The organism is Streptomyces sp. NPDC104581 (assembly GCF_055583685.1).
Map to the genome: position 1 here is coordinate 153,698 of NZ_JBVJNN010000014.1, position 6,680 is coordinate 160,377.

General features: G+C 71.6%; 6 protein-coding genes, 1 rRNA gene and 1 pseudogene. 7 read left to right on the forward strand and 1 reads right to left on the reverse strand.

Annotation, left to right across the window (positions count from 1 at the left end; all coding sequences use genetic code 11):
* Nucleotides 1-70: 70 nt before the first annotated feature.
* The 6 genes from ACZ61E_RS14590 to proC all read left to right on the forward strand — a co-directional run bounded on the left by ACZ61E_RS14590 (nucleotide 71) and on the right by proC (nucleotide 5,576).
* Nucleotides 71-850, forward strand: a complete 780-nt coding sequence (locus ACZ61E_RS14590; protein WP_469699990.1) for a class I SAM-dependent methyltransferase — start codon at nucleotides 71-73, stop codon at nucleotides 848-850.
* Nucleotides 851-878: 28 nt separating this feature from the next.
* Complete coding sequence (gene sigJ, locus ACZ61E_RS14595) at nucleotides 879-1,751, forward strand: RNA polymerase sigma factor SigJ (RefSeq protein WP_469699991.1); 873 nt, start codon at nucleotides 879-881, stop codon at nucleotides 1,749-1,751.
* Between the two features lie 45 nt (nucleotides 1,752-1,796).
* Nucleotides 1,797-2,960: an NAD(P)/FAD-dependent oxidoreductase gene (locus ACZ61E_RS14600; protein ID WP_469699992.1), complete on the forward strand. Its 1,164-nt coding sequence runs from the start codon at nucleotides 1,797-1,799 to the stop codon at nucleotides 2,958-2,960.
* A gap of 46 nt (nucleotides 2,961-3,006) precedes the next feature.
* Entirely contained in the window at nucleotides 3,007-3,780 is a 774-nt protein-coding gene (locus ACZ61E_RS14605; protein ID WP_469699993.1) for an ABC transporter ATP-binding protein, read from the forward strand.
* Nucleotides 3,777-4,595, forward strand: coding sequence for an ABC transporter permease (locus tag ACZ61E_RS14610; protein ID WP_469699994.1), 819 nt, complete (start codon nucleotides 3,777-3,779; stop codon nucleotides 4,593-4,595). Before ACZ61E_RS14605 ends, ACZ61E_RS14610 begins: the two co-directional genes overlap by 4 nt.
* A 171-nt stretch (nucleotides 4,596-4,766) precedes the next feature.
* Nucleotides 4,767-5,576 (forward strand): pyrroline-5-carboxylate reductase, encoded by an 810-nt coding sequence (gene proC / locus ACZ61E_RS14615; RefSeq protein ID WP_469699995.1) that lies wholly within the window; start codon nucleotides 4,767-4,769, stop codon nucleotides 5,574-5,576.
* A gap of 26 nt (nucleotides 5,577-5,602) precedes the next feature.
* On the opposite strand, the pseudogene ACZ61E_RS14620 reads toward proC, so the two are convergent.
* Nucleotides 5,603-5,815 (reverse strand): annotated as a pseudogene (locus ACZ61E_RS14620) (tryptophan--tRNA ligase); the annotation flags it as partial.
* A 781-nt stretch (nucleotides 5,816-6,596) separates the two neighbouring features.
* Between ACZ61E_RS14620 and ACZ61E_RS14625 the strand changes: the two are divergent.
* Nucleotides 6,597-6,680 (forward strand): 16S ribosomal RNA (locus ACZ61E_RS14625); the annotation flags it as partial.

Consider the following 6,680-nt stretch of genomic DNA (forward strand, 5'->3'; position numbering starts at 1 on the left):
CAGGCGGACCCCGGCGGATCCGACGAGCCGGTCCGGCGGCCGAGAACATCCCACGCGTCAGGACGGACCCATGACCGATCGCGCGCTCTCCTTCGATGTCGTCGCCGGCCAGTACGACGCCGCGCGGCCCGGCTATCCGCCGGCCCTCCTCGACGCCGTCGAGGAGCTCGCCGGCCGCTCACTGCGGGGCTCCCGTGTCCTGGACGTCGGCGCCGGGACCGGTATCGCCACCCGCCTGCTGCGGGAGCGCGGCGCCCAAGTCACCGCCGCCGAACCGGGCCCCGGCATGGCCGCGCGACTCCGCCGTACCCTGCCCGGCACCCCGCTGGTCAGGGCCTTCGGCGACGCCCTGCCGATCGCGGACGCCTCCGTCGACCTGGTGACGTACGCCCAGTCCTGGCACTGGACCGACCCGGCCCGCTCCGTCCCCGAGGCCCTGCGCGTGCTGCGGCCCGGCGGCGCGCTCGCCCTGTGGTGGAACGTCGCCGACCGCGCCGTGCCCTGGATCGCCGCGCAGGAGCGGCGGCTGCACCTGGTCGCCGGCGACGGGGCGCACAGCTCGGACGGCCGCCGCGCCGACGACCTGCCGGACGGTCCGCCGGCCGTACGGCGCGAGCTGCGCTGGATGCGCACCGTCCCGCTCGACACCCACCTCGCCAACCTCGGCAGCCACTCCCTCTTCCGGGTGCTGGGCGACGACGCCACGGCGGCCTGTCTGGCCGGTGAACGCGCCGAACTGCGCACGGTCTTTCCCTCCGGGCTGGTCGAGGAGGCGTACGTCGTCGAGCTGACTGTCACACTTCGACCTCCCGTGTCGTCTGTCTCACAGGGCCCCTTGTCCCGGGCCTGACACCGGCAGGGGAGAGGAGCACCGGCTCATGGCCGATCTGGCCGAATTCGAGCGGCAGCGCAAGAGGCTGTGGGGCATCGCCTACCGCATCACCGGATCCGTCGCCGACGCCGAGGACGCCGTCCAGGAGACCTGGCTGCGCTGGCAGCAGCTCCCCGACGGCGAGGTGGACGATCCGAAGGCGTATCTGACGACGGTCGTCAGCCGGCTCTGTTACGACCAGCTCGGCTCCGCGCGCGCCCGCCGCGAGTCCTACGTCGGACCGTGGCTGCCCGAGCCGCTGGTCACCGAGAGCGGACCCGAGGACCGGGTCACGCTGGACGAGTCCGTCGGGCTCGCCCTGCTCACCGTGCTGGAGCGGCTGACGCCCGCCGAACGGACCGCGTTCATCCTGCACGACGTCTTCGCCGTGCCGTTCAAGGAGATCGCGGAGGTGGTGGGCCGCACACCCGACTCCGTACGGCAGCTGGCCTCCCGTGCCCGCCAGCGGGTGCGGGCCGAGGCGCCCCGCCGCTCCGTCGACCGGGGCGAACACCGGCGCGCCGTCGACGCGTTCCTGTCGGCCGTGCTCGGCGGGGACTTCGACGGTCTGCTGGAGATCCTCGACCCCGAGGTGGTGTGGCGTTCGGACGGCGGCGGCAAGGTCATGGCGGCCCGGCTGCCGATCATCGGCGACGAGAAGGTCGTCCGCTTCACCCGGCGCCTCATGCGCGACTTCGACCCCGAGACGATGCACGCCCTCGTACGGGAGGTGAACGGCTCCCCGGGAGTGGTGCTGATCGACCCCGTCGGCGGGCAGAGCGCCGTCTTCGGCTTCAACGTGCACGGCGGGCTGATCACCGAGGTCGACGCCGTGATCAACCCGGAGAAACTGCGCCACCTCGATCTCGGGAGCCTGTGACCGCGATCACTGTCGCATTCGGGCGCCCCGGTTCGTCTTCCTTGTATGACACCCAACGACGCCTCCCCCTCGCCCGCAGCCTTCTCCGCCGCACCGGGCGGCCCGGCCGCCGACGGCGGAAGGAAGCGGGTCGTCGTGGTCGGCGCGGGCTACGCGGGGCTGATGTGCGCGCTGCGCCTGGCCCCGCACGCCCACGTCACCCTCGTCGACCCCGCCGACCGGTTCACCGAACGCGTCCGGCTGCACCAACGCGCCGCCGGACGCCCCGATGTCACCCACCCCCTCGGCCCGTTCCTCCGCTCGACCGGCATCGTCCATGTCGCCTCGCGCGCGACCGCCGTCGACCCGGGCACCCGTGAGGTCCGCACCGACGACGGCCGGGGCCTTCCCTACGACCGGCTGGTCCTCGCCCTCGGCAGCCGCACCCGGTCAGTCGGCGCCGGCGACCAGGACCGCGTGTACACCGTCGAGTCCGGCACCGAGCTGCGCAGCCGCCTCCAGAACGGGCCAGGCGCCCTGACCGTCGTCGGCGGCGGCCTCACCGGGATCGAGCTGGCCACCGAGCTCGCGGAGACCCACCCGGGCCGGCGCGTCGGCCTCCTCACGGAGGGCGTCGTCGGAGCGGGGCTCTCGGACCGGGGCCGCGCCCACGTCCGGACGGTGCTCGCGGCCCTGAACGTGGCCGTCGAGGAGGGCCGCCGTATCGCCGGCCCCGAGGACATCGACACCGACGTCGTCGTCTGGGCCGCCTCCATGACCCCCAACACCGAACCGGCGCTCGCCGCCGGGATCGCCACCGACGCCGGGGGACGGATCGAGGTCGACGCGGCGATGCGGTCCGTGTCGCATCCCGAGGTGTACGCGGTGGGCGACTCGGCGGCCGGGCACAGCGCCGCCGCCGGCCCGCTGCGCATGGGATGCGCCGCCGCCCTTCCCGGCGGCTCGCGGGCCGCCGCCTCGATCATCGCCGAACTGCGGGGCGAGGAACCGGAACCGCTGGACTTCTCCTACCGCCTCCAGTGTCTGAGCCTCGGCCGCCGTGACGGGCTGGTCCAGTTCGTCCGGCCCGACGACTCGCCGCGCGACCGGGTGCTGACCGGCCGCACGGCGGCGTACGTGAAGGAGGGCATCGTCCGCTCGACGGTCGCCGTCCTGCGGACGGCGTCGCGCCACCCGGGTCTGCTGCCGCTCGTCCCCGGCACCGGGTAAGCCCCGCCCTTGACGGTGCGGCGCGGACGGGAGCAGTATTCATCGCATGATGAATAAACCCGGGGCCGCCATCCGTGCCCGCCGTCTGCGCGTCGTACGAGGCGACCGCACCGTGCTGCGCGACCTCGACTTCGCCGTACCGCCCGGCCGGATCACCGGCCTCCTCGGCCCCTCCGGCTGCGGCAAGTCCACGCTGATGCGCGCCGTCGTCGGCACCCAGGCACAGGTCACCGGCACCCTGGACGTCCTCGGCCGCCCCGCCGGCGACGCCACGCTCCGCGCCCGCATCGGCTATGTCACCCAGGCGCCTTCCGTGTACGACGACCTGACGGTCCGTCAGAATCTGGACTACTTCGCGGCGATCCTCGACCCCGGACGCTCCCGCCGCGACGCCCGCGACGAGACCGTCCACCGCGCCATCGCCGACGTCGACCTCGCGTCCCACGCCGACGCCCTCGCCGGGCGGCTCTCCGGCGGCCAGCGCAACCGCGTCTCCCTCGCCGTCGCCCTGCTCGGCACGCCCGAACTCCTCGTGCTCGACGAACCGACCGTCGGCCTCGACCCCGTACTCCGGCGCGACCTGTGGGAACTCTTCCACCGCATCGCCGCCGACCGCGCGGCCACCCTCCTCGTCTCCTCCCACGTGATGGACGAGGCCGAACGCTGCCACCGCCTCCTCCTCATGCGCGACGGCGAGATCCTGGCCGACGACACCCCCGACGCCCTGCGCGCCCGGAACGGCTCCGGGACGGTCGAAGAAGCCTTCCTCCACCTCGTCGACGAGGCCGACACCCACGCACTCCGGGAGACCCAGCGATGACCACCGCCGAGACCCCGACCCCGGCTTCGACCCCGGCCCCCGCCGTGACCCCGCCGCCGGGCCCCGCACCCCGCGCCTTCTCCGGCGCCCGGACCCTCGCCACCGCCGCCCGGGTCCTGACCCAGCTCCGCCACGACCCCCGGTCCATCGCGCTGATGATCCTCGTCCCCTGCGTGATGCTCTTCCTCCTGCGCTACGTCTTCGACGCCGACGCACGCACCTTCGACTCCATCGGCGCCTCACTCCTCGGCATCTTCCCGCTGATCACGATGTTCCTGGTCACCTCCATCGCCACGCTGCGCGAGCGCACCTCCGGCACACTCGAACGCCTCCTCGCCCTTCCCATCGGCAAGGCCGACCTCATCGCCGGCTACGCCCTCGCCTTCGGAGCCCTCGCGATCGTCCAGTCCCTGCTCGCCACCGGCCTCGCCGTCTGGGGCCTCGGCCTGGACGTCGTCGGCTCGCCCTGGCTGCTCCTGCTGGTCGCGCTCCTCGACGCCCTGCTCGGCACGGCGCTCGGACTCTTCGTCTCCGCCTTCGCCTCGTCCGAATTCCAGGCGGTGCAGTTCATGCCGGCGGTGATCTTCCCCCAACTCCTCCTCTGCGGACTGTTCACCGCACGCGAGAACATGCACCCGGTCCTCGAAGCGGTCTCCGACGTCCTGCCCATGTCCTACGCCGTCGACGGAATGAACGAGGTCCTGCGCCACACCGAAGTCACCGGCACCTTCGTACGCGACATCGTGATCGTCGCCGGCTGCGCGGTCCTGGTCCTCGCCCTCGGCGCGGCGACCCTCCGGCGCCGCACCGCGTAGACCCCGGGCGACCCGGCCGACCGGTCCGGGCCACCGCGCCGTTCCGACACCCGGACAACCCCGGCCCGTCCCCGTCGCCGGTGCGAGGATGGGCCAGGACGTTCCGTACGACGGCTCGGACCTGATCCAGAGGACAGGCGCCAGCACCACCCACCGGCGAGGTGACCCCGCATGACCAAGACCATCGCAGTGCTCGGTACCGGCAAGATCGGCGAAGCCCTCCTCAGCGGCATGATCCGCGCCGGCTGGCGCCCCGCCGACCTGCTCGTCACCACCCGCCGCGCCGAACGCGCCTCCCAGCTCCGGGACCGCTACGGCGTCGAACCGGTCACCAACGCCGAAGCCGCCAAACGCGCCGACACGCTCATCCTCACCGTGAAGCCCCAGGACATGGGCAAACTCCTCGACGAACTCGCCCCCCACGTCACCGCCGACCGGCTGGTCATCAGCGCCGCCGCGGGCATCCCCACGGCCTTCATCGAGGAACGCCTCACCACCGGTATCTCCGTCGTACGCGTCATGCCCAACACCCCCGTTCTCGTCGATGAAGGCATGTCCGTCATCTCCGGCGGCAGCCACGCCACCGCCGCCGACCTCAACCACACCGACGAGATCTTCGGCGGCGTCGGCAAGACCGCCCGCGTCCCGGAGTCCCAGCAGGACGCGGCAACGGCCCTCTCCGGCTCCGGCCCGGCGTACTTCTACTTCCTGGTCGAGGCGATGACCGACGCAGGCATCCTCCTCGGCCTGCCCCGCGCCCAGGCCCACGACCTCATCGTCCAGGCCGCCATCGGCGCCGCGGTCATGCTGCGCGACAGCGGCGAGCACCCGGTGAAGCTCCGCGAGGCCGTGACCTCCCCGGCCGGCACCACCATCAGCGCCATCCGCGAACTGGAGAACCACGGCGTACGGGCCGCCCTCATCGCCGCGATCGAGGCGGCCCGCGACCGCAGCCGCGAACTCGCCTCCGGCAACGGCTGACCGCCTCCCGCCCCCGGCCCCCGTCAGCCGGCGGGCAACAGCAGCCGCGTGGCGGCCTGCCGACTGAGTCTGCGCACACGGGCCGGATCGTGTTCGACGGTCAGGGCGTGCAGGTCGACGATGCCGAACAAGGCATCCGCCCGGTACTGATCCACCTCCGCCCACCTGCGCACGGCCCCGTGGCGGTTGCCCAGTGTCAGATGGCCGGTCGGCCTGACCCCGCTGAAGATCCGCGTCATCTCTGTCGTCCCCCTTCTGTTCGGAGCCGCCGCCGCAGGGCCGGGCTCCCGAACCTCCGACAAGGGGGAGAAACGCGACGGCCACCGGAACGGAGGCCGTTGATCGCATACGTGTCAGCGGGCCGCCGTCAGACGGCCCGCCGGCTGAAGTCGCACACATGCGTGGTCATGGGTGCCAGGGCACGCGCCCGCTACCCCGCCGACCCCAAGTTGACACGTCCCGGACGCGAAAGTAATGTCCTCCAAGCTGTCCGACGTGAGCATCGACCCCGGTCGATCCCCGGACGGTCATTCCGCAAGATCACTGCAAACATGCGACATCCGGTCGCTATGCTTTCGCGCGTGCTTTTGCGAAATGAGGAATCCGCGTTCGAAGGGACGCGAACCCCGATTAGCTTCGGGGGAACGGTTCCGCTAAAGTCTCACTCGTCGGAACGGCCGCAGGGCCGGAAAGACAAACCCGCTGACTGGGAATCAGGCGCCGAAAGGTTCTGATAGAGTCGGAAACGCAAGACAGCACAACAGCAAGACAGTAGGACCGAAGGGAAAGCCCGGAGGGGCCCGGTGACGGGACCGAAGGAAGCGTCCGTTCCTTGAGAACTCAACAGCGTGCCAAAAGTCAACGCCAGATATGTTGATACCCCGACCTCGTCCGCATCATGTGGATTGGGTTGAGGTTCCTTTGATAGAAACACAGCGAGGACGCTGTGAACGACCGGTCTTATTCCGACTGGTTGTTCCGCTCTCGTGGTGTCCACCGGACCTTCGGGTCGGGTAAGCATTCACGGAGAGTTTGATCCTGGCTCAGGACGAACGCTGGCGGCGTGCTTAACACATGCAAGTCGAACGATGAAGCCTTCGGGTG